13 protein-coding genes are annotated in these 22,301 nt (G+C 65.5%); 5 read left to right on the top strand and 8 right to left on the bottom strand.

All coding sequences use genetic code 11. The features are described 5' to 3' along the window. Positions 1-33 precede the first annotated feature (33 nt). Entirely contained in the window at positions 34-1,884 is a 1,851-nt protein-coding gene (locus WG902_RS18150; RefSeq protein WP_340061565.1) for an ABC transporter ATP-binding protein, read from the top strand. After that, entirely contained in the window at positions 1,877-2,440 is a 564-nt protein-coding gene (locus tag WG902_RS18145) for a DNA-3-methyladenine glycosylase (RefSeq protein WP_340061564.1), read from the top strand. Before WG902_RS18150 ends, WG902_RS18145 begins: the two co-directional genes overlap by 8 nt. Before the next feature lie 92 nt (positions 2,441-2,532). Here WG902_RS18145 and WG902_RS18140 read toward each other — a convergent pair whose 3' ends face one another. The 4 genes from WG902_RS18140 to WG902_RS18125 form a co-directional block, all read right to left on the bottom strand. After that, positions 2,533-3,096: a hypothetical protein gene (locus WG902_RS18140; protein WP_340061562.1), complete on the bottom strand. Its 564-nt coding sequence runs from the start codon at positions 3,094-3,096 to the stop codon at positions 2,533-2,535. Positions 3,097-3,223: 127 nt separating this feature from the next. Continuing rightward, entirely contained in the window at positions 3,224-4,603 is a 1,380-nt protein-coding gene (locus WG902_RS18135; RefSeq protein WP_340061561.1) for a CoA transferase, read from the bottom strand. Between the two features lie 11 nt (positions 4,604-4,614). Next, a complete protein-coding gene (locus tag WG902_RS18130; protein WP_340061559.1) occupies positions 4,615-5,253 on the bottom strand; it encodes a 3-oxoacid CoA-transferase subunit B in 639 nt (212 codons plus the stop codon). 13 nt (positions 5,254-5,266) lie between these two features. Further along, the gene (locus WG902_RS18125; protein WP_340061557.1) at positions 5,267-5,962 is read right to left on the bottom strand and encodes a CoA transferase subunit A; all 696 of its coding nucleotides are present in this window, start codon (positions 5,960-5,962) and stop codon (positions 5,267-5,269) included. 94 nt (positions 5,963-6,056) lie between these two features. Between WG902_RS18125 and WG902_RS18120 the strand changes: the two genes are divergently transcribed. Then, positions 6,057-6,602 carry a LuxR C-terminal-related transcriptional regulator gene (locus WG902_RS18120; protein ID WP_340061555.1) on the top strand — a complete coding sequence of 182 codons (546 nt, stop codon included), beginning with the start codon at positions 6,057-6,059 and terminating at the stop codon, positions 6,600-6,602. 76 nt (positions 6,603-6,678) lie between these two features. Here the strand turns inward: WG902_RS18120 and WG902_RS18115 are convergent, their stop codons facing one another. From WG902_RS18115 to WG902_RS18100, 4 genes are all read right to left on the bottom strand, one after another. Next, positions 6,679-7,656, bottom strand: coding sequence for a hypothetical protein (locus WG902_RS18115; protein ID WP_340061554.1), 978 nt, complete (start codon positions 7,654-7,656; stop codon positions 6,679-6,681). A gap of 78 nt (positions 7,657-7,734) precedes the next feature. Further along, the gene (locus tag WG902_RS18110) at positions 7,735-8,118 is read right to left on the bottom strand and encodes a carboxymuconolactone decarboxylase family protein (protein ID WP_340061553.1); all 384 of its coding nucleotides are present in this window, start codon (positions 8,116-8,118) and stop codon (positions 7,735-7,737) included. A gap of 327 nt (positions 8,119-8,445) precedes the next feature. Beyond that, on the bottom strand, positions 8,446-8,910 hold the full coding sequence (locus WG902_RS18105; protein ID WP_340061551.1) for a hypothetical protein: 465 nt from the start codon (positions 8,908-8,910) through the stop codon (positions 8,446-8,448). Between the two features lie 12 nt (positions 8,911-8,922). Beyond that, the gene (locus WG902_RS18100) at positions 8,923-20,844 is read right to left on the bottom strand and encodes a LysM peptidoglycan-binding domain-containing protein (protein ID WP_340061550.1); all 11,922 of its coding nucleotides are present in this window, start codon (positions 20,842-20,844) and stop codon (positions 8,923-8,925) included. A gap of 179 nt (positions 20,845-21,023) precedes the next feature. Here WG902_RS18100 and WG902_RS18095 point away from each other — a divergent pair, with 179 nt between their 5' ends. Beyond that, positions 21,024-21,599 carry a peroxidase-related enzyme gene (locus WG902_RS18095; RefSeq protein WP_340061548.1) on the top strand — a complete coding sequence of 192 codons (576 nt, stop codon included), beginning with the start codon at positions 21,024-21,026 and terminating at the stop codon, positions 21,597-21,599. Positions 21,600-21,775: 176 nt separating this feature from the next. Next, entirely contained in the window at positions 21,776-22,297 is a 522-nt protein-coding gene (locus WG902_RS18090; protein ID WP_340061547.1) for a MarR family winged helix-turn-helix transcriptional regulator, read from the top strand. The last annotated feature ends 4 nt before the right edge of the window (positions 22,298-22,301 follow it).

Here is a 22,301-nt window from a genome sequence, read left to right as displayed (position 1 = left end):
GCGCCTGGCTGCGCATCACTGGAGTGCTTTCGTTTGTACCGGCTGTTCGAGAAACTGCTTCACCCCTACCCGGAGTCCGAGCCTCCGGAGCTGCCGAAAACCTTCCTCTCCTTCGTCTGGGCCTGCACGGCCGGGCTGCGCGTCTACCTGGTGATGCTGGCGGTGCTGAGCGCCCTGGTGTCGGGGTGGGAAGCCTGGTTGTTCTCCGTGCTCGGCCATGTCGTGGACTGGCTGGCCAACACGCCCGCCTCCGAACTGTGGGAGCGCGAGCGCGAGCGGATGCTCACCTTCGCGGTGATCCTGTTCGCCAGCATTCCGCTGGTGGGCCTGCACACCTTCGTCAAGCACCAGACCCTGGCCATCAACTTCCCGCTGCGGCTGCGCTGGAACTTCCACCGCATGATGCTGGGGCAAAGCCTGGCTTTCTACTCGGACGATTTCGCCGGGCGCATCACCACCAAGGTGATGCAGACAGCGCTGGCCGTGCGCGAGATGCTGTTCACCACCAGCGAGGTGATCATCGGCATCGGGGTGTACTTCATCACATTGGTCGCACTGGCCGGCGCCTTCGACACCCGGCTGATGTTTCCCTTCTTCGGCTGGGGGTTTTTCTACGGCCTGTCCTGCTGGTACTTCGTCCCGCGGCTGGGCCGCATGGGCAAGGCGCAGGCGGATGCACGGGCCATGATGACCGGCCGCATCACCGACGCCTACACCAACATCTCCACGGTCAAGCTGTTCTCGCACACGCACCGCGAAGCGGGCTTCGCGCGCCAGGCGATGTCCGAGTTCATGACCACCGGCTACAAGCAGATGCGGCTGGTCAGCACCTTCGAGATCGTCAACCACACGCTCGTCGTTTGCCTGATCGTCTCGGCCGCCGGCTATGCGGTGTGGCTGTGGGCGCATGGCCAGGTCGGCCCGGGCGCGGTGGCCGCGGTGGTGGCCATGACGCTGCGCGTCAGCGGCATGTCGCACTGGATCATGTGGGAGATGGCGTCGCTGTTCGAGAACATCGGCACCATCCAGGACGGCATCGGCACCCTGACCCGGCCGCGCCAGGTGGTGGACCGGCCGGATGCCAAGCCCCTGGAAGTGTCGCGCGGCGAAGTGCGGTTCGAACACGTGCGATTCGGCTACGGCAAGCCGCAGCCGGTGATCGACGACTTCACCCTGTTGGTGCAACCGGGAGAGAAGGTGGGACTGATCGGCCGCTCGGGCGCCGGCAAGTCCACGCTGGTCAACATCCTGCTGCGCTTCTACGACGTGGAAAGCGGCCGCATCCTGATCGACGGCCAGGACATTGCCGGCGTCACGCAGGACAGCCTGCGCGCCAGCATCGGCATGGTCACGCAGGACACGTCGCTACTGCACCGCTCCGTGCGCGACAACCTCATGTACGGCCGGCCCACCGCCACCGAGGAAGACATGGTGCGCGCAGCCCAACGCGCGCAGGCGCATGGCTTCATCCAGACACTGACGGACCTGCAGGGGCGCATCGGCTACGACGCCCACGTCGGCGAGCGTGGGGTCAAGCTGTCCGGCGGCCAGCGCCAGCGCGTTGCGATCGCCCGCGTGATGCTGAAGGACGCGCCGATCCTGCTGCTGGACGAAGCCACCAGCGCGCTCGACTCGGAGGTGGAAGCGGCGATCCAGGCCAGCCTGTCGGAACTGATGCAGGGCAAGACCGTGATCGCCATAGCGCACCGGCTCTCCACCATCATGGCGCTCGACCGGCTGGTGGTGATGGACCAGGGCCGCATCGTCGAGGAAGGCACGCACAAGTCGCTGCTGGCGCAAGGCGGCCTGTACGCGCGGCTGTGGTCGCACCAGAGCGGCGGCTTCCTGGGCGAGAGCGTCGAGGAAGAGACGGTCGATGCCTAGGCGGTTGCGGCCGGCGGACTTCGAAGAGGATGCGCCGGTCGTCGCACAGGCGTTGATCGGGGCGGTGCTGCTGGTGGACGGCGTCGGCGGCCGCATCGTGGAAACCGAGGCCTACGACCGGGAAGATCCGGCCTCGCACAGCCACTCGGGGCCGACGCCGCGCAACCAGGCAATGTTCGGCCCACCGGGGCGGGCGTATGTCTACCGCTCGTATGGCATCCACTGGTGCCTGAACTTCGTCTGTCGAGAAGATGGGCACGGCGCCGGTGTGCTGATCCGTGCGATCGAGCCCTTGCACGGCATCGAGGTGATGCGCGAGCGGCGCGGGCTGCAGGAGGTGAAGTTGCTGTGCGCAGGGCCGGGGCGCGTGGGCCAGGCGCTGGGCATCGTGCACGCCTTCAATGGCCAGCGGCTGGACCAGAAGCCCTTCGAAGTACGCGCGTCGGAAGGCAGGCACGACGTGGTGATCGGCCCGCGCATCGGGATCAGCAAGGCTGCGGACGTGCCGTGGCGGTTCGGGTTGGCGGGGTCGCCGTTCTTGAGCCGGCGGCTTTGAACGCGGGCATGGCGGGGTCGCTGGCGCGAACTCGCCCTACCAGTTCGGATCCCCGTAGGGCGGGTTGCGCGAAGCGCACCCCGCCATGATTTTCACTTCCGCTCCACCACCACGTTCCCGTCGCGCGTCTCCGTGATCACGGTCTGGGGACGCGCCGGGGCGTTGCCCATCATGCGGGTGTCAGGCGCACGCGCCACGGCCGTATCGGCGGGAATCACGGTCACGGTGCCCATGTTGGCGGTCGCGCGCGCAGCAGCGGTGCCCTGCACCAGGACGATGTCGCCGGCCACCACGGTGTGCGGCAGTTTCTCGCGCAAGGCCGTCGTCCGGTCGGTCAGCAGCGGTGCGCTGCTCGACGGCGACACCTGCCTGCCCGAGCGCTCCATGCGGATGGTATTGGCGGGAATGATGCCGCTGGCGGGACGCGACACCTGGGCCAGGCTCACCGGCGTGCAGGAGGCGCCCTGCTCGAAGACCATGCTGGAGCCGGCCGAGAAGCGGCGCTCCAGCGCGACATGCAGGGGCTGGCTCATGTCGACCGGGGCGGAGGTGGACTGGAAGACGACACGGTTGCTGGCGTCATAGACGGTGTAGCACGCCATCGCGTTGGCGCCGGCCAGGGTGAGCCCGGCAAGCAGGGCGATCTTCAATTTCATGTTGGACCTTTCGGCGCGGCGACGTGCGCGTTTCTCGATGGCGCAATCTTCGTGGCGCGACCGTTCGAAGTGCGCAGGCCAAGCCAGTCATCCGCTGTCAGCAACGTTCCCGCTACGGTAGCGGACATCACCACCGCGGCGGGGACGAACCGGGAGGCGTGGAAGGAAGGACCCAGGCCGCCGGCGTGCGGCTGAGCTTGGCGCTGTGACGCACGCCCCGCAGGACGCCGAAGCCGGAGGGCTCGCTTTCCAGGTAGGGATCGAGCGACGGCCGATGGGCAGCGAGTCCGTTTTCCACCCGGCCCAGTTGCCGCAGCCAATGGCCGGTGCGCGCCAGCGACACCTGCACGTGCCAGCTGCCGCCCTCGCGCTGCTGGCGGACCAGCGCGGCAGCAGCGCCGAAAGCGATGAGGTAGCCCGTCGCCTCGTCGAGGATCTGCATGGGCAGCGGTTTCGGCCGGTCGGGCGTGCCGGCGGCCTGCGCTTCCGCCAGGTTGAAGCCCATGGCCGTCTGCACCAGCGAGTCGAAGCCGCGGCGGCCGTTCCACGGGCCGAGCGACCCGTAGGCGGACAGCGATACCTGCACGATGCCCGGCCGCCATCGGGCGATGTCATCCACACCGAAGCCGAGCGACTGCAATCCGCCCGGGCGGTAGCCTTGCACGAACACATGCGCGGTGGCCAGCAAGTCGCGCAAGGCGGTGCGGCCCTCCTCCGTGCGCAGGTCGACGTGGGCAGATCGCTTGCCACGGCTGGTATCCGCAATCGCTTCGATGTTGGGCAGGTGCGGCGCATTCACCAGCATCACGTCGGCCCCGTAGGCAGCCAGCGCGCGGCCGCCCACCGGACCGGCCAGGATGCGCGTGAGGTCCAGCACGCGCACGCCTTCCAGCGGACGCTGCTCGGCGCGCAATACAGGCAGTTCGCGCGGTGCAGCATCCCCCACGCGGGTGATCGTCAGCAGCGGCTGCGCGGCGACGGCCTGGCCCTGCTCTGTCGCATCCCATTGCGCGAAAGTGCGGGCCGCGGTGGCGACGAGCCCGGCCTGCGCGGCCGCCTGTTCGAATTCCACGGCGCTCCAGGACAGCATCGCCTGCTCCGCGGCGGCACGGTCCGCCGTGGCCGGATCCAGCCCGAGCAGCCGCAATGCGCCGTCGCGGTGATGCGGGAAATTGGCATGGACGCGCACCCAGCCATCGCGGGCGCGGTAAAGGCCGGAGAACTTGTCCCACGGGTCCGGAACGCGGCCGTCGATGCTGAACCAGCCGAGGCACTCGCAAGCGGCGTGCACGGCATCGACCGCAACGCGCTGGCGCGGCGTGCCGCGCAGGTGGCCGAGTTCGCACGCAGCCAGTGCGGCGGCCGCGATGGTGGCCTGCGCCGCCGTAGCGACCGCAAAGGAAGAAGGGAAGACCGGATCGCCGCCCGTGAGGTCCGCCAGGGCCAGCGCCTCCTCCGGCAGCCCGCCGAGCCGCCAGACATCGGCCAGGGCTGCGCGGGGGGTCACGGCATCCGGCTTCAGTCGATCAGCTTGACGCCGGTCTTGGACTGGATGGTGTCGAAGGTGACGCCGGGCGCCAGCTCCACCAGCTTCAGGCCCTTGGGCGTGACGTCCATGACGCCGAGGTCGGTGATGATGCGGTCCACCACGGCCTTGCCGGTGAGCGGCAGCGTGCACTGCGGCAGGATCTTCTGGTCCTCGGTGCCGTCCTTCTTCTTCGCGACGTGCTCCATCAGCACGATGACGCGCGGCACGCCGGCCACGAGGTCCATCGCGCCGCCCATGCCCTTGACCATCTTGCCGGGGATCATCCAGTTGGCCAGGTCGCCCTTCTCGCTGACCTGCATGGCGCCCAGGATCGACAGGTTGATCTTGCCGCCGCGGATCATGGCGAAGCTGTCGTGGCTGCCGAAGATGGCCGAGCCCTTGATGGTGGTGACGGTCTGCTTGCCGGCGTTGATGAGGTCCGGGTCCACCTCGTCTTCGGTCGGGAACGGGCCGATGCCGAGCATGCCGTTTTCGGACTGCAGCCACACCTCCTTGTCGCCGGTGAAGTTGGCCACCAGCGTCGGGATGCCGATGCCGAGGTTGACGTAGAAGCCGTCCTGCAGTTCCTGGGCCGCGCGCGCGGCCATCTGGTCTTGGGTCCAGGGCATGTTTCTCTCCTAATCAGCTTCGGACGGTGCGCTTCTCGATGCGCTTCTCGGGGGACGCATTGAGAACGATGCGATGCACGTAGATGCCGGGCAGGTGGATGTCGTCGGGCGCCAGCTCGCCCAGCTCCACGATCTTCTCCACTTCCACGATGCAGACCTTGCCGGCCATGGCGGCGGCCGGGTTGAAGTTGCGCGCGGTGAGGTTGAAGCGCAGGTTGCCGCTGGTGTCCGCCACGTCGGCCTTCACCAGCGCCACCTCCGGCACCAGCGAACGCTCCATCACGTACGTCTCGCCGTCGAAGTCCCGCAGCTCCTTGCCCTCGGACACGATGGTGCCGACGCCGGTCTTGGTGAAGAAGGCCGGAATGCCGGCGCCGCCGGCGCGCAGCTTCTCGGCCAGCGTGCCCTGCGGCGTGAATTCCAGCTGCAGCTCGCCGGCCAGGTACTGGCGCTCGAACTCCTTGTTCTCGCCCACGTACGACGAGATCATCTTCTTGATCTGCCGCGTCTCCAGCAGCTTGCCGAGGCCGAAGCCGTCGACGCCCGCGTTGTTGGAGATGACCGTCAGGTCCTTCACGCCGGAGGCCTTGACGGCCTCGATCAGCGCCTCGGGAATGCCGCACAGGCCGAAGCCGCCGACGGCCATCAGCTGGCCGCTGCGCACCACGCCGTCGATGGCCGCGGCGGCGCTGGGATAGATCTTCTTCACTCGACTCTCCTGCTCAAACGCCCGCCAAGGGCGGGCACGCTGGGGTTACGATACTACCTATGATGTTACGTAGTACTCCGTAGAGACTAGCCCGATGGACGTGGACTACCGGCTGGCCTTCGAGCACGCACCCGTGGGGCTGTGCGTCTCGCGCAACCGCGTCATTGTGGACTGCAACGCGCAGCTTTGCGACATGTTCGGCTGGTCGCGGGAGAACCTGACCGGCGAGTCCTTCATGGTGCTCTATCCCAGCCCGGAGGAATACGAGCGATTGGGCGCCCGCATGGTCCCGATCCTCAATGCCAAGGGCCATTACGCCGACGACCGCATCATGAAGCGCGCCAGCGGCGAGGTGTTCTGGTGCCACGTGAGCGGGCGCGCCCTGAACCGAGAGGCCCCGCACGAGTCCGGTATCTGGTCCTTCGAGGACTTGAGCGCGCAGCGGCCGGTGAAAGCCGAACTGACGGCGCGCGAGCGCGAGGTGGCCGCGCGCCTGCTGGACGGCCTGACCTCCAAAGAGATCGGCAAGACGCTGGCGATCAGCCACCGCACGGTGGAAATCTACCGGGCGCGCTTGATGCGCAAGTACCGCGCCAACACCACGGCGGACCTGGTGCACAAGTTGATGGCGGGCAGCTGAGCGCTGTACCTGGCTTTCCTCCCTCTCCCCCCGGGAGAGGGCCGGGGTGAGGGCACGGTCTCCGCGCGCTCCGGTCCTAAAACTCGTTGAGCAACTGACTCCGCCGCTGCGCATACCACCGCAGCATGCATGGCTTGTCCGCGCATTGCGAGTCGCGACGCGCCTGCGCCTCCGCATCCCGCCGGCGCAGCCCGGCGGCGTCCCGCGTCACCCGGCTGGCCTGCGCCTGCAGCCGGCCGATGTCGCTTTCGAGTTGCGCGAGTTCCGGGTCGGAGAAGATCAGTTGCCGAGCCGCCAAGCGCGCTTCCTCGTCGATCATGCTCGAGGGGGCCGCGCCCAGCACCGTGGAGTCGTTCGACCGTTGCATCGGCGCCGGCATGCGGCCGGCGGCCTCGGCCGCACTGCCGGTGCGCACGGCCGCCAGCCGCTGCTCGGCCAGCCGGGTGCGGGATGCGTTCTTGCCCAGAGACACCGAGTACGCATCCGCGCTTTCGGAGAACAGCGTGGCTGCGCGCTGGAACAGGGTGTTGCCGTCGCCGCCCGCCTGCCGCGCGGCGAGCGCGAGGTAATGCTCGCCGAGCTGGGCCTTGGCATCCGCGACGGGTGCGGAATGGCTGCCGCCCAGGCGCTCGGCCACGCGGCAGGCGGCGATGAACGCCACCTCCGCATCACGCACGCGGCCCTGCTTCGCGGCCTCGCGGCCCACGGCCATGAAGGCGGAGGCAGACGGCAACGGATCGGCAGCCATGGCCGCGTCGAGGGCGAAGGCGCCATCCCGCCGTTCCGCGTTGGTGGGCACCGACGCTTGGGGCGGGCAGGTGGAGACAGAGATGGGGACGGCCTGGGCGACGACGGGCGGAGCGGGCGGTGCGGCCGTCATCGCGGACCCCGTGACGGGTCCCTCAGTGGAACGTGCCTGTCGCTGCGCAGCCCGTTCTTCCTGCCACAGCGTGCGTGGCGTGCTGAACATGTACGCCCACGCGACCACAACGAGCACAGCGATGCCCACGGCAGTTGCCGCGAACATCCAGTAGCTGCGCAGTCGTGTGACCATGACCCACCATAGCGGCCGAGTCGCCAAGCGGGGTCTCACTGTGACAATTTGCTCCTGCCTCAGCAGCAGCGCCGCACGTCACTTGGCGTCGATGACCTCCGAGCCGACGCGGAAGGCGTCCAGCGCGGCCGGGTAGCCGCAGTAGACGCTGGCATGCAGGAAGATTTCCTGCAGTTCCTCCGGCGTCACGCCGTTGTTCAGCGCGCCGCGGATGTGGATTTTGAGTTCATGCGTGCGGCCGAGGGCCACCAGCATGGAAACGGTGGCGATGCTGCGCGTGCGGAGGTCGATGCCTTTGCGCTGCCAGGTGTTGCCCCAGGCGTGCTTGGTGACGGATTCTTGGAGCGGTTCGGTGAAGGGGGTGACGCGGTTGAGGGCGGCGTCGACGTAGGCGTCGCCGAGGACCTGGCGGCGGGTGGCGAGGCCGGCTTGGGTTTCGGGGTCGTTGGAGAGTTGCAGCATGCGGGGGCTCCGAGGGAGAAAGCCGCGAGCATATCGCCGGGCGGAATGGCACTTGGCGGCCACGGCCCCTGCGGAGCGACGGTAGGCTGGCGGTGAGCCCGCAGGCGAACCCCAGCTACCCGGCATAACGAGGACGATAGAGGAGTGGTGAAATTGGAATCTGACCCCAATTATGCGCTAAGCTGCCGCGCGCTCGCCAGCGCTTTGTGAGCGAGATGCTCGATACGGTGCTGGCACAGCACTCAACGAACGAAGGGCCGCGATCAGCGGCCCTTGTCTTTGGAACCCCAGCCCTTAGCGGCTAAGGGTTGAGGAGGAGTCTTCCTCCTATTGCAGATCAGCCTTTTGTAGCTCCGCATCAACCTCGGCAAGCACGTCCGCCAACTGTCTGGGAGGAGGGGTATCGACGTATGTCTGCGCGACCTCGAATGGATCAAGCATAAGAGTCTGCTTTTGGAAGCTGGGGAAGCGGCCAACCACATACCTGCCGAAGTACCTTGAGCCCGCGATGTCATTCACGTACCAGCAACCACCGTGCTTCTGAGCAAAGTACTCCCCTACGAAGTACGCCACACGCGTAAGTAGCCAAATGCGATCTTGCTCATCGTTCACCTGAAGGTCGCGCAACCCAGTGCTCATGTGAGGCGCAAATTGCACTGCCTGATTGAGCACCTCGTGAGCTGGCTTCACTCCTAAGCGGCCAACGAACTCCACCAGGGCAGGAATGAGGCCTTTGTAGAAATCCTCAAACTCACTCCTTCTCTTTTCAAGTAAGTTTTTCTGGACTTGCATGCGCGCTACCCTTCAATGGTGGATCACGTGGTCAATGCGGTGTTGCATCAAATAGCGGCTCAAGTCCACAGATGGAGGAGCATCGAGGAATATCCACCTAGGATCATAGCCAGGGACATTATTCCGCAACCACGCGTCCTTGAGGACTTGTTGTTGCATCTGCTCGGTCAATGGCACAAACTGCTGAACCGGCTGCCCGTTGACCGTGCGCCACGGCTGATACAGCTTCACTTCCCCTGCAAACGTTCCCCCGTTTGCGGTCGGAACGGGTACATCGACGAAACGACCTCCCGTACCCAAAATTTCTCCACCTGCCACGTCCGCTGCGGGAACCGGGAAATGCTTTTGCCCGGCCGAACCATAGAGTTCCTGAGCATACTTCTCACCGGCTTGCCACCGTTCGGGAAACGGCATCCGCCGAATCTGATTCAGAGTATTTGTAGTTGGCGTATATGTGAGCAAAAAAGGCTGCTGCGTCTGCGCTTGGAGAGCAGCCCTTGTGCCGCTGATCTCTGCTTGCACAGTGGACTTCATCCCTGCAATTTCTGCGCGGGCGAGTGCCGAGCCTCCACCACCAATTGGAAGCGTTGCCAGCCCGATCACCGTGTCTTGCAATGCACGCTGCTTGTTTACCCCGTACACATGCTTCAAAGTTGCGGGGTTATAGCCATCGGCGCGGAATGCAGACACACCGGTACCAATGAAGTTGGCCATCCCACCGACCACCTTGCCGGTTATCGTGTTGCCCATCACCTGCTGCACCGCGGGGGCTCCCCACATGCGTTCCCAGAATGAAGGCTGAACAGCTGTAATCGAACCGCCGGATGCACCCGGCAGATCATCTGCAATGAACCCTGCCCCAGCGGCGTTCATCCGCTCAATTTCAAACCGCCTAAAGTCCTCTTGCGTCATGAGCTCCGACGACGCTGTCACCGTAACCACGGGCAAGGTTGGTACAAAGAGATCGACTTGGGGCAGGTCGATATGCGGACCGGCTGCACTGCGGCCGTTGTCGTACATCACTCCGCCAACCATGTCGGCGGCTGCCAAGTTCACCCCCGCATACCGATTACCGCTGTCAGGCATTCCCAGCTCCTGCCTCAACCAACCGACGGTTTCGTGATCCATCTGGCTGCCATTACCAGGAGCCACCGAACCACTTGCCCCATTCACGTTTTCCGCGAGTGACTGCCCCAACGCATTGCCAAACGCATCCACCGCCACCTGCAGAACGGCGACCTTCCCTCCCCTCGCAAGTGCAGTTGCCGCGCCAGCGGCCAGTCCTGCGGTCAGGCTAGCCATGAACGGACTACTGTCAAAAACGTACCCTGCGATCGGCGTTACCGCTTGCCCAACAGCGCTTCCGACAGTTGCACCCGCCACGCTCTTCCAGCTGAAGCTGCTTTGCAGACCAGTCGCCGTAGCGACACCTTGCGTAAGAACGTTTCCAGCAACCGCGCGTGCGATGCCGTCGATTGCCTGATTACCGACAAAGTTCATCCCCTGAAGGCTGCCGCCGATCGCCCCGCCGATTGCGGCAAGCGCGATGGCCTTGAAGTCGAATTTCTCGATCGTCCCCGTAGCCAATCCGACCATCTGACCGGCTGCCGCACCCATCCCTCCAGCGAGTGCCAATGTACCGGCTGTTCCCAAGGAGCCTGCCGCAACCGATCCTGTCATGACGCCGGCCCCCGTCGCCATGGTGCTGGTGAAACCTGCGCTGACACCGGCGGTAGCAGCGCCGGCGGTATAGATCGTCACCACAATGGCGACGATCAACATCAGCACCTGCCCCGCCGCCCCGCACCCCTCCTGACCCGGCAACGGCAAACTCGGCGCCAGATCCCCCGTGATCTTGCTCGGGTCGTACGGCTTGAACGTTACGTCGTTGTTATGAATCGTCCCCACCCGATTGGGGATGTTCAAAACTTGGCCGACCCGCACATCGTCATTCGAGGACAAGCCGTTCGCCTGCGCAATCCGGTACCACAGCGCCCCATCCCCGTAAGCGCCACTCGCGATCGTCTGCAGCGTGTCACCCAGTTGCACGATGTACACGCCCGGCGCGGGCGCCGGGTTGGTCGGACTGACCGCAGCGAAACTGAAGTTGAAGTCAGCGACGTCGGTGAAGTTCGTGTTGCCGTCGGAGTCGGTCGGCACCAAGTCGTGCACGCCCACGCCATAGCGCCCCATGACTTCGCCGTTCACGATCAGCTGGCGCTGAACATGGCCGCCGCGTACCGTGGAAAGTGCGCGCCCCTGCGCGTCGTTGACGAAGCTGCGCCCATTGCCGCTCTGCTCGGCGTCGTCCACGCGCGCCAAGTGGCCGTTGGCGTCATACACCTGCACGTTCATTCCCATGTCGCCACTTCCGGAGGCCGTGACGGTGCTGCGCGTGCCGACGTACCCTTCGAAGCGCGCGAGCGTGGTGGAATACTTGACCGTCTTGCTGCCCTCGTGGGTGAAGACGGCGTAGCCCTTCACGTTGCCGGCGTGGTCGTAGCCTTCGGCCCGAAAGGCGTCGGCTGCCGGCCCGGTCGCCTCGCCCAGCACCCGGGTCGGATCCCAGCTGATCTCCTGCAGCGCGATCCCGTCGGCGCGCTTCACCGACTGGTGCAGCATCCGGCCGTTGGCGTCGTAGCGGTTGATGCGGATGTCCGGTCGGCCTACTTCGCCGAGTTCCACCAACCGGTTCATCTGTGTCAGGTAGGCAGTGGTCAGGTTCCCGCCGGACCCCAACACTCGATCCGCGGCGTCGTAGCTGCGTTTGTCGATGACCATGTCATCGCGCTTGACCTGCACTAGCCGGTTGAGATTGTCGTAGGCATAGGTCTCGGTGACCGCGCCAAGCACTTCGCGCACCGTCCACGCGCCCGCCGCATTCCTGACCACGGCGTACGCCAGATAGCTGTCCGAGGTGCGGTTGCCGTTCTTGTCGTAGGTGAGTTCGTGCGTGCTCTTGTCCTTGGCCCCGGCCGCATCGACCGCATCGACCAGGGTCTGACGGTTCATGACGTCGTATTGGAAGAAGCGGCTGGTCTTGTGCAACACCTCGCCGTTCAGGCCGGCGTAACGCACAGTGGTACTGACGCTGGTTCGATTGCCGTTTGCGTCGTAGGCCAGTTGCATGCGCACCCGCGTGTCGGCCACGTCGCGCAGCTTGCCCTGCGCGTCGTAGGCCAGGCGGTTGTCCTGGTGGACCTCTGCTCCTGATACCGTCTTCTCGAGGAGGCGGCGGCCACTCAGGTCATACGCGTAGGTGGTGACTTTCACCGCGTACCCGCTCTGGGTGTCCCGGATTTCCGTGACCTGGCCGGCTGCGTCGTACTTGTACGCCAACTGCTGTCCGCGCGAGTTGGTCTGCTTGAGCAACTGCCTGGCATTGTCGTACGTGTACTGGTACTTGGCCCCCCCGATGTCGGTGTGGGCGAGCAGCTTGCCGAAGTAGTCGTAACTCCAGGTGGCTTCGTACCCGTTGGCGTCGACCTCGGCGATCTTGTGCCCCTGCGCGTCATACGCGGCATAGGTCCTCTGCCCCATGGGCTGCACCACTTCGATGACATTGCCCAGCAAGTCGTAGCGGAACGTGGTCTTCTCGTTCTCTCCGTTGAAGTGCGATAGCCGGCGCCCGAGCGCGTCGTAGGTCCAGCGTTCTTCGATCGCGCGTGTCTCAGGCTCCAGCAACTGCTGATTGACGTCCACGTCGAAGACAGGCGCCGTTCCCTTTTTCACTGCGACCAGGTTGCCGCCTTGGTCATAGGTGAAGGACTGCACGTTGCCGCGTGCATCCGTCGTCGCCACCTTCTCGCCGAAGGCGTTGTAGCGGTGCGTGACCACGCCAGTGTCGGCGTGGTTTTCCCTCACCAGATTGCCAGTCGGTCCGTAGCCCGTGCCGTTCACGTTGCCGAGCGCGTCCCGCACCGCCACCTGGCGGCCGAGCGCGTCGTAGTAGATGCGCGTGGTGGGGTTGGAACTCGCTTGCAGGCCGCCGGCTGTGGGCAGGCGCTGCATCACCATCTGGTTGTTGGCGTTGTATGCGTAGACCGTCTTCCAGTCCGCGCTGCGCGCGTCGCTGAGTTCCACCACGTTGCCCCAGCGATCCATCTTCTGGTTGACGACCGGTCGCTGCCATGCGGAACCGGCGTTATCCGCGGGCTGCACCGTCACGACGCGGTTTGCCGCGACCGTGAAGGTGCCCGTTCCGACCTGGCGTTCTGCTTGTCCCTGCGGCGCGATGCCCAGCTCGTACTCGTAAGAGCCCGCAGCCAGCCCGGCCAAGGCGTTCCACACGGCGCGGTCGCCGAAGTCCGTCAGCGTCGCCGGCGTGAACGCGCCGGTGCTGCCTGACGGGCGGTAACGCAGGAACTCGGCAGCCCACCGGTTGTTGGCCGCATCCAGGTCGATCTGGTAGGTGCTGGTGCCCGGCGCCTGCTTGATCACCTGCGTCCAGGTGCCGTTGCTGTCCTTCTTCCAGACTGTGATTTCGGTGATGCTGGCAATCGGCTTGGTCGTCCATGACAGCGTCGCGCCCTGCGCTGCCTCGTGCGATGCGAAGACTTCCGAATCGATCACCGCTGCACCGCCTGCGCCCAGCTCGGAGGTGCTGGCCGTCTGGTAGCTGACCCGGAACTTGACGTCGCCGCTGCCCAGAACGGCCAGGTTGGTCCAGGTGAGCTTGACCGTGGCGGTTCCTTCCGCCCATTGGCCGCCGGAGTAGCCGTCTACATAGACCGGCTGCGCGGCAGCCTGCACCGTGCTCGTCGCCACCATCTGCCGCACGGACAAACCGCCCTGAGTGTCCAGCCGTGCCGCGTCCGTCTTCTGCACCAGCCGCCCGGCCGCGTCGTACGTGAAGTCGGTACGGCGGTTGCGGATGTCCAGGTGCGCTTCTTCGGCGCTGCCCACGAGGCGGAGGTCGACGTTGCCGCGGGCATCGCCAGGGCTGCGGATCTCGGATGTCCGGTTGCCCTGTGCGTCGTACAGGAAGATCTTGTCTACGCCGTCCCCAGAGTTGGTACGCCACAACCGACCTGCAGCGTCGTAGTGGAAGTACTCGGCCCCGCCCTCCGCGCTACGCGACACCACTTCGCCGAACGCGTTGTAGCGCAGGGTCTCGACCTTCTCGTCGACGGTGCTCTGGTCAACCTCCGTGACGCCCGTTCCCTGTGCCTTGGCGTACGAGCCTTCCCAGCGAATGTCCCAGGTAGTGCCATTCAGCTCCCAAACGCGGATCGTGTTGATCTTCGCCACCGGGTCCTGGAAGACCACGGTGAGGCCGGCGGGTGCCTGTGCGGCCAACTTCTCCTGCGTGACGGTCACCGTCCTGGTGGGAAAGGTTATGGCGTTGGGTGAACTCGCGACGGTATAGAGCGGCGTGGTGTAAGTCACCTCCACGCGCACGCGCGCCCCCTCCAACCCAGTCCAGCCGAGATCCAGTTGTCCCCCAGGCGGAGGGGGTGCAAGTGGCGACCCCGGGGGCGGCGTGATCCAGCGGGCCGTGATCCCGCCTTGAACCTCCATGGTCGTACCCGGACGCCGCACGGACACAAGCTGTCCCAGGCTGTCGTACGTGTTGACCTCGTACGTCACCCGGCCGGTCCCGTCCTCCAATGGTTGCCACTTCTTGGCAACCTTGCCGTAGGCGTCGTACGAGAAGAACTGTTGATTGCCGCGCGCGTCGGTCACCTGCACCGCGCGACCCAGGCGGTCATAGCGGGTGCGGACGATGCGGTCGGTTATGTGGGCGGCCCCTTCCGTATAGCCGGCCGCGCCAGCCGCACCGCCATTCGCATGGCGCTTCTCCCTCAGCACGTTTCCGTGCGCGTCGCGCAGGAAGGTAGTGAGCGGGTTCACCGCGACGGGCTCGTCACCGCCCGCCGGTGTCAATATGCCGGTCTGCGGCTGCAGGACGGCGCTGATGCGGCCCAGCGCGTCGTAGTAGGTTCGCGTGCGGCGGTCGTCCGCATCGATGACGGCGATCGGGTTGCCGACCGCATCGAATTCGAATTTGGTCACCAGGTCGCCGACCACCGACGTTCCATCCGACGCGACGCTGTATTCCACCGCACGCCGCCGCTCCAGCACCTTCCTGTTGCCCTGGTCGTACTCGTACTCGGTCTTGCGGTCATTGGCGTTGGCGACACCGCGCGTGTACACATCCCTGTTCCAGCCCGCCACCACCGCGTTGGCGTATTCCTTGAGGGAAACCAGGTTGCCGAAGGCGTCGTATGTCCTTTCGGTGACATAACCCGTCGCATCGATGCTGGCCTTCTCGCGGCCGTTTCCGTCGTAGAAACGCGTGACGACCGACCCATCGTCGGCGGCGACGTTGCGAAAGGATTTCACTTCCACGGCTTCGCCGAAAGCGTTGTAGCTCGTGTCCGTGGTCTTGCGCGCCGACCGCCACTGCAAACCGGCCGCGGCCGTGGGGTCGAACGTGTCCGCGCTTTTTTCCTGCACGCGCGTCAGGCGCCCGGCACGGTCGTAGGTGCTGGTCAGGGTGCGGTCATCGGAGTGATCGACTCCTGTGGCCATCACCGCAGTTTCAACGTCCTTCGTCGTCACTGCCTGACTGGCACGCGTCACGGCACGCGCTTCCAGCGCCGTGCCTTTTGCGTACCGGGTGAGCACTGTCACTTGGCCGAAGGTATTGCGCTGGTATCCGGTGACGTAGCCGACAGCGTCAACCTCGTACAGCACACGACCGGCCGCGTCATATGTCTTCTGGCTGAGCGCTCCCCCGACGTCGATGTTGGCTACCGCGTTGCCCAAGGCGTCGTAGATGGTGCGTGTCTGCAGCGTCCGGGGCGTATCGTTCCGCGCGGCGAGCGCGGTCGTATCCAGCGGGTCGGTTTCCGCCTCGTAGACATTTGCCTGCTCGAATGTGACCAGCACTTGCCGGCCCGCGGCGTCGTACTCGTATTTCGTCGTCCGTTGCTCCGGGCGACCATGAGCCTCCGTGCGGAAAATCAAGTTGCTCGCACCGTCGTAGCCCAGCCGGGTGATCACGCTTTCCGGACCCGTGGTGATGTCCATTCCACTTGAGGCCGGCATGGCGCTCAGTGCCAGCACCGGTGACGTCTCCTTCGTCATGCGTCCGGCAGCGTCATATTCATACAGCCAGGTGTCGCCCTTCTTGTTCGAGAACGATGTCTTGTTCCCTGCTGCGTCGTAGCCGTAATTTTCAGTGCCGCCCAATGCGTCAGCGCAGCTCACCAGCCGGCGTGCTGCGTCGTAGGCGTATTGGGTGCGCTGGTCATCCGCGGACATCGCGACTTTGCCGCTCAGCTCTGCGAAACCGGCAGCAGGCGAGAGAGCCGAGAGGGACACGACTTTGGAGCGCCGAATGACGGCCTTCACATTGCCGACCGCGTCGTACTCTGTCTCCGTGGCCGCTCCGGTGCCGTCGATGGCCAGCACCTGCCGGCCCATCGCGTCGTACCCGAAGCGCATGCTGCGGTCCGTCGCCGCCGCTGCCAGCGTGGTGACAGCGGTGCGCATGGCGGCCAAGCTGGTCGCTGCGCCAAGCGCCGGCAGAGTGGCCAGCGGATTTGCATAGGAAATCGTGCGCACCACCTGCCCCAGGCGGTCGTACACCTGCTCCGTCACGGCCCCGACGCCGTCGACCTGGAAAGCCAGCCTCCCTGCCTCGTCGTAAACCATGGAGACGACCTGGTCACGCAGCGGGTCCGGCACAACCGATGGCAGGGTGCCAGGCACCCATGTGCCCAGGTCCACGGCGCGGGCGAAAGCCGTGCGCTGGATGATGTTCCCGGCCAGATCGAGCTTGTAGCGGACCAGGGCTCCGGTGCTGTCGACAGTGGCCAGCAGCCGGCCGTCAGTGTCGTACACCCGGTGCTCGACTGGGTCGACGGCCGCGTCGGCGGTCAACCTTCCCTCGATCTGGTCCGCGGTCACCGCCTTGGCCAACCCGGCCAGGGAGATGGCAATGCCGTAGCGCATTGTGCGGACCACGCGACCTGCTGCATCGTAGGAGATCCGCGCGACACCCCCGGCGGGGTCGATATCGAATACCAACCTACCGAGCGCGTCGTACACCTGCCGAGTGGTGTTGCCGGCGCCGTCGGTGCTGGAAGTGACATTTCCGTCCGCGTCGTATGTCCGCGATCGCTGCAGGTCGAGCCCGTCGGGATCGATGCGCTCCAGCTTCTGGCGACCCAGTGGATCGTACGTACGCTGCGTCACCGTACCTCGGGGGTCGGTGGCGGTCAGGACGTTTCCCGTCCGGTCATACGTGAACGTCGTCTTCTGGCCCAGGGGATTCGCCGAAGTGAGTATCCCGTTGAAAGCATCGTAGGTGGTCCGCCAGACGCCCTTCAGTGCGTCCGTGGTCTCGTCGGTGCGGCCAAGCCGGTCGAAACCGCGCAAGGTGATGGCGCCCAACGCGTCAGTTGTCTTCTCGGCACGCGCGAACGCGTCGTAGATGACGTAGCTTCTGATGTTGAGACCGTCAGGGTCCAGCTGCGTCTTGGTCACGAGGCCACGGTGGTCGACGGTGAAGCGCGTCTCCAGCGTGGCGGATCCGGCGGCAGGCTCGAAGCTTGCAATCCGGTCACCGAAGGCGTTGTAGCCGTAGGTGGTCTGGGACCCCCGGGCATTGGTCACCGACGCCAGCTTGCCGTCGCGCGTGTAGCCGTACCGGGTCTCGCCGTCGGCTTCCGTGGCACTCGCCAGGCGGGTCAGGAGAACGGCGGGCACGGCGCCACCGACCAGCCCAGTGACGCTTATGCGCTGTGAGTGCATCACTTCCCGGCTCAGGCGGCCGTGCACGTCGTATTCCATCTGCCGGACTTCACCCAAGGCATTGACTGTGTAGACGAGTGCATCGTCGCTGTCGTAGAAATACAGCTCGCGCCAGCCAAGCGGGCCAGTGCTGGAAAGCCGCCGGCCGGCGGCATCGTATGCATGCGTCGTGCCGTAAGCTGACCAGACGGCATCGATCTGCGCCTGCGTCATGTCGTCGGTGAGCCGGGCCGCTCCTTCACCTCCCAGCTCGGCGATGACACGGCCCTGCACGTCGTACCGAGCGTAGCTGGAGAGCGCCGCGGGAATCCCCAACGCACGCACGGTGGTCACCACGTTGCCGGCGAGGTCGTAGGTGTATCCCGTCTTGATTCCTTCGGGGTTCGTTTCCGTGCTGATGCGGCCGAGGATGTCGAACTCACGCACCGTCGTACGATCGTTCGCGTCGTCCAGCACCGGACGCACCAAATCGCTTCCGGCTGTGACGATCCCGACCACCTTGCGCGCGTAGCGAACGGTGCGCTCTGCGTTGCCATCGATGTCGTACACAGTCTCCGTCAGGTAGTTCTCGCCATCGAGCTCGCCCACCAGGCGCCCCTGCTTGTCGTAAAAGTAGACGGTGCGAATGTCGTTCTCGACATCCGTGGCCGCTGGCGTGAGTTGAGCCAGGGTGCCCTGCTCACGGAGGGGTACGTACGTTGCGCGCGCATACGAGATGCGTTCCACCAGCTGGCCCGCCTGGTCGTAGTTGAATGCGCTCAAGTAGCCTTCCGCGTCGAGCTGGCCCCGACGCAGGCCGTCGCCGTCGTAGAAGTAGCGGGTGACGCGATCGTCCGGGTTCAGGCCGGGCGCCGTGACCAGCCCAGGCGCGAACGAAGCGGCGTCGTACGCCAACAGGGTGGCGAACTGCACGATGCGCACCACCCGCGACGCGCCGTCGTATTGCGTTTCGGTCACGGCCACGCTCGAGCCGGTTCGGGTGGCTGTCCTCACCAGGCGACCGGCCGCGTCATAGGCGAACCAGCTCCTGTTGTCATAGGCGTCAGGCTGCGGGGGCCGCACGTCCGCCGCCTTGAGAGCGATGAGGGGTTTGCCGGAGGCATCGGACAGTAGCGACACGTCCACCGCGGAGCCGTAGGTGACGGAGGTGGTCAGCCGGCCGGCCGCGTCGTAGCCCCATTCGGTCATGGTGCCGTTGCCGTCGATCTCGGCGGTGCGGCGGCCTGCATCGTCATAGAGCCACCAATGCCTGACGCCAACGGGATCCTGCGTCATGCGCAGGCGATCGTTCTCGTCGTAGAAATACTGCGTTTCTCCGAGGTTGGATGCGGACGGAGCCGATTCCCGCAGCCACTCGAGCCGGTTCGCCACGTCGTAGCTACTGGTGCTCACCAGGCCGTTCGCGAGCGTCACCTTGATCTTGCGTGATGCATCCTGGTAATCCGTGACCGTCACCCGGCCACTTGCATCCGAGGCTGTCTCCACGCGGCCGAGGCCGTCATAGGTGAAGATGGAGACCCCTAGTTTCGGCGTGACCGTCTTCAGCAAGCGCCCCTGCTGGCTGTACACGAACGTCTGGACCGACTGCGAGCCGTCGATCACGCCGGCACCGCTCGCCGTTACCTTCGCATAGCTCGTCCGGGTTTTAAGTTGGCCACGAAAGTCGTATGCAAAGTCGACGAGCTTCGTGTGCGCGCCGGCCTGGCCCGCCGCCCAATCCTGCATCGCGTCGAGCGTGGGAGTGTCCCTGGGCAAAAGCCCGTCAGTCGAATAGACACCGGCTTCGTACTGCAGGGTGCGGAGCAGGTCCCAGGTGTTTGGGTCATACCGGTGCTCCGTCACCCGGCCTTCCGCGCTGATGATGAAGCGCAAGTGGTTCTTGCCGGTGGTGTCGTACACGTAGCGCGTCGTGCGGGGTCCCGCTGCGGCAAGAGCTGCGTCGCCATCCGGGTCAGGCTGCAGGTACACCGTTTCCGTGAGCAACTGGTTGTTGCTGTCATAGAAGCGGCGCACGGTGTTGCCCGCCGCATCCCTTTGCAGGGTCTGGTTACCGTGAACGTCGTACTCGCACACCGTGCGATTTCCCAGGCCGTCGGTGATGGAAACAACATTGCCATCGACGTACGAGAACTGCCGGCTCTGTGTGGAGGATCCTGTGGCCGGTGCGGTGATCCGGGTCAGCTGGCCGGCGCCGTCGTACTCGAAGCGCGTCAAACCCCCGCGCGCATCCCTGACGTTCGTGTATCCGGACCCGTAGGTGAAGGTGGTGGTGTGGTCGAGCGCGTCCGTGACGGTGCTCACCCGGCCGTTGAGGTAGGTGAATGTTAGGGTGATACCTCCAGGCTCCGTGACGGTCGCGACGCGGTGGCTACCCGGCGCCTCGTAGGTGTACGTCATCTTGTACCTGTCACCGTCGTCAACGTTCTCGTCGCCGGGCGAATGGTCAACTGTTACGCTGATCAGACGATGCTCGAGGTCGTAGCCATACCGCACGCTACCGGTGCAAATGCCTCCGGCGGCAAGCGTGCGCACCTCTTTCAGGTCGGCTCGCGGCAGGTCGGTCTCGTAGACATAGCGGGTGCCTTCGCCCGCCTCGGTGAGCACGCTGTCCAGCCGGACGCCCGTGTAGCCGTAGGTCAGCTTCTCCCCGTCTGCGTTCGTTTCGAACAGCAAGCGAAAGGCGCCCGAGGCCTCATAGGTCTGGGTCAGCCCAGTGCTGCCGTCACTCCACTCCATGCGACTCGCGCCCGCGACATAGGTGATCGTGTCGTGGGCGCCGTCGCCTTGCGTGGTCACATACTTTTGGGTATCGCTGTCGAAGGTGTAGATCGCCACGGCGCCGTCGCGGCCGGTCCTGGCAATCGTGCTGCCGGCAGCGTTGAGCACGCCGACAACTTGCAGCGGCTGAAGATAGACACCGCTGTTCCAGTTGTCCCCGTTGTCGTCGTTCAGCAATCCCTGGCTGTTGTACGTGCGCAGCGCCTGGACGTCCGGGCCCCCGCCGACGGCGAAACCGTCTTCCGCCTGCACCACCAGGTTGCCGTTGGCGGCGTTGACATAAGTGCCCTGGGCGCGTCCATGCAGCGCTTTCCCCGTGAACTCCTGCGGACCCAGGGTACGCAGGGAAGTGAGGTCCAGACCCAGGCTGTTGCCGCTGACAATGGCTACCATCGGTGTACTCGCGAGTTACGGGCTCATGAATACATCCGTGCGGCGCGCTAGAAGTTGAGCGCCGCGCCGGGTGGGCCTCCTTCACAAACAGGAGGAGATCGGCACCGGTCAGGTAACAGGAGAGCCGTTATGCTTGAAAGCCCTGGGTCCCCGCCTTCGCGGGGATGACGAGAACCCCCATGACCCGCTACCCCTCCCCCGAGCTCAAGGACCTGCCCGAAGACATGCGCGCGCGCATCCTCGAGGTGCAGGAGAAAAGCGGCTTCGTGCCGAACGTGTTCCTGGCCTTCGCCCGCCGCCCTGCGGAGTGGCGCGCCTTCTTCGCGTACCACGACGCCTTGATGCTCAAGGAGACCGGTTCGCTGACCAAGGGCGACCGCGAGATGATCGTCACCACCACCAGCGCGGCCAACAACTGCCTGTATTGCGTGGTGGCCCACGGCGCCATCCTGCGCATCTACGAAAAGAAGCCTTTGGTGGCGGACCAGGTGGCGGTGAACTACCGCAAGGCGGACATCACGCCGCGGCAGCGGGCGATGCTGGATTTCGCGATGAAGGTGTGCCTGCACTCCGACGAGATCGGCGACGCCGACTTCGCTGCGCTGAAGCAGCATGGCTTCGACGACGAAGACGCCTGGGACATCGCCGCGATCACCGCGTTCTTCGGGCTGTCGAACCGGATGGCGAGCTTCTCGAACATGATGCCGAACCCGGAGTTTTACTTGATGGGGCGGGTGCCGCGGGAGAAGAAGTAGAAATCGGATTTGGGTTTTTCTGCGTCTTCTGCGTGACTTCTGCGCCTTCTGCGTCCGGTTGTTGGGCTTAACGCGGCCCAGCTATTTCGCTTTCTCCAGCAGCTCCGCCCCTGTTGGGTTGGCATGCTAACCAACATGGCGAAGTCGCCCACGGCACAATCCGCGCATACCGAAGAATGAAAGCAGCCGTGGCCAGCCCGCACAACCCGATGTCCACCCTGTCCCGCCTTTACGCTCGGCCGGGCTTCCTGTTGCGGCGCGCGCACCAGATCTCCGCGGGCGTCTTCGAGGACGAATGCAAGGACCTCAGCTTGACGCCGGCGCAGTTCGGCGTGCTCACGGTGCTGCAGGCACACCCGGGGTTGGGCCAGTCTAGCCTGGCCCGCGCGCTGGGCTTCGACAAGGTGACGGTGTTGCGCGTGCTGCGCGGCCTGCAGGCACGCGGCCTGGTCACCCGCTGCCCGGCCGAGACGAACCGCCGCAACATGGTGGTGGCCCTCACCCCCGCCGGCGAAGACGTGCTGGCGCAGGCCCAGAAGCCGGCCGAGAAGGCGTACAAGCGGCTGATGGCCCCGCTGGACCGGGAGCAGCAGGAGCAGCTGCTGCAGCTGCTGCAACTGTTGACCGGCGAACTGGAGGACGACGCCCGCGCGGCCTTCGTGCCGCCCGGCGTGCCAGCCCCGCGTCAGGCGGCGTGACGCA

This window comes from Ramlibacter sp. PS3R-8 (genome assembly GCF_037572435.1).
GTDB lineage: Bacteria > Pseudomonadota > Gammaproteobacteria > Burkholderiales > Burkholderiaceae_C > Ramlibacter.
This window is presented reverse-complemented; position numbering and strand designations above follow the sequence as displayed.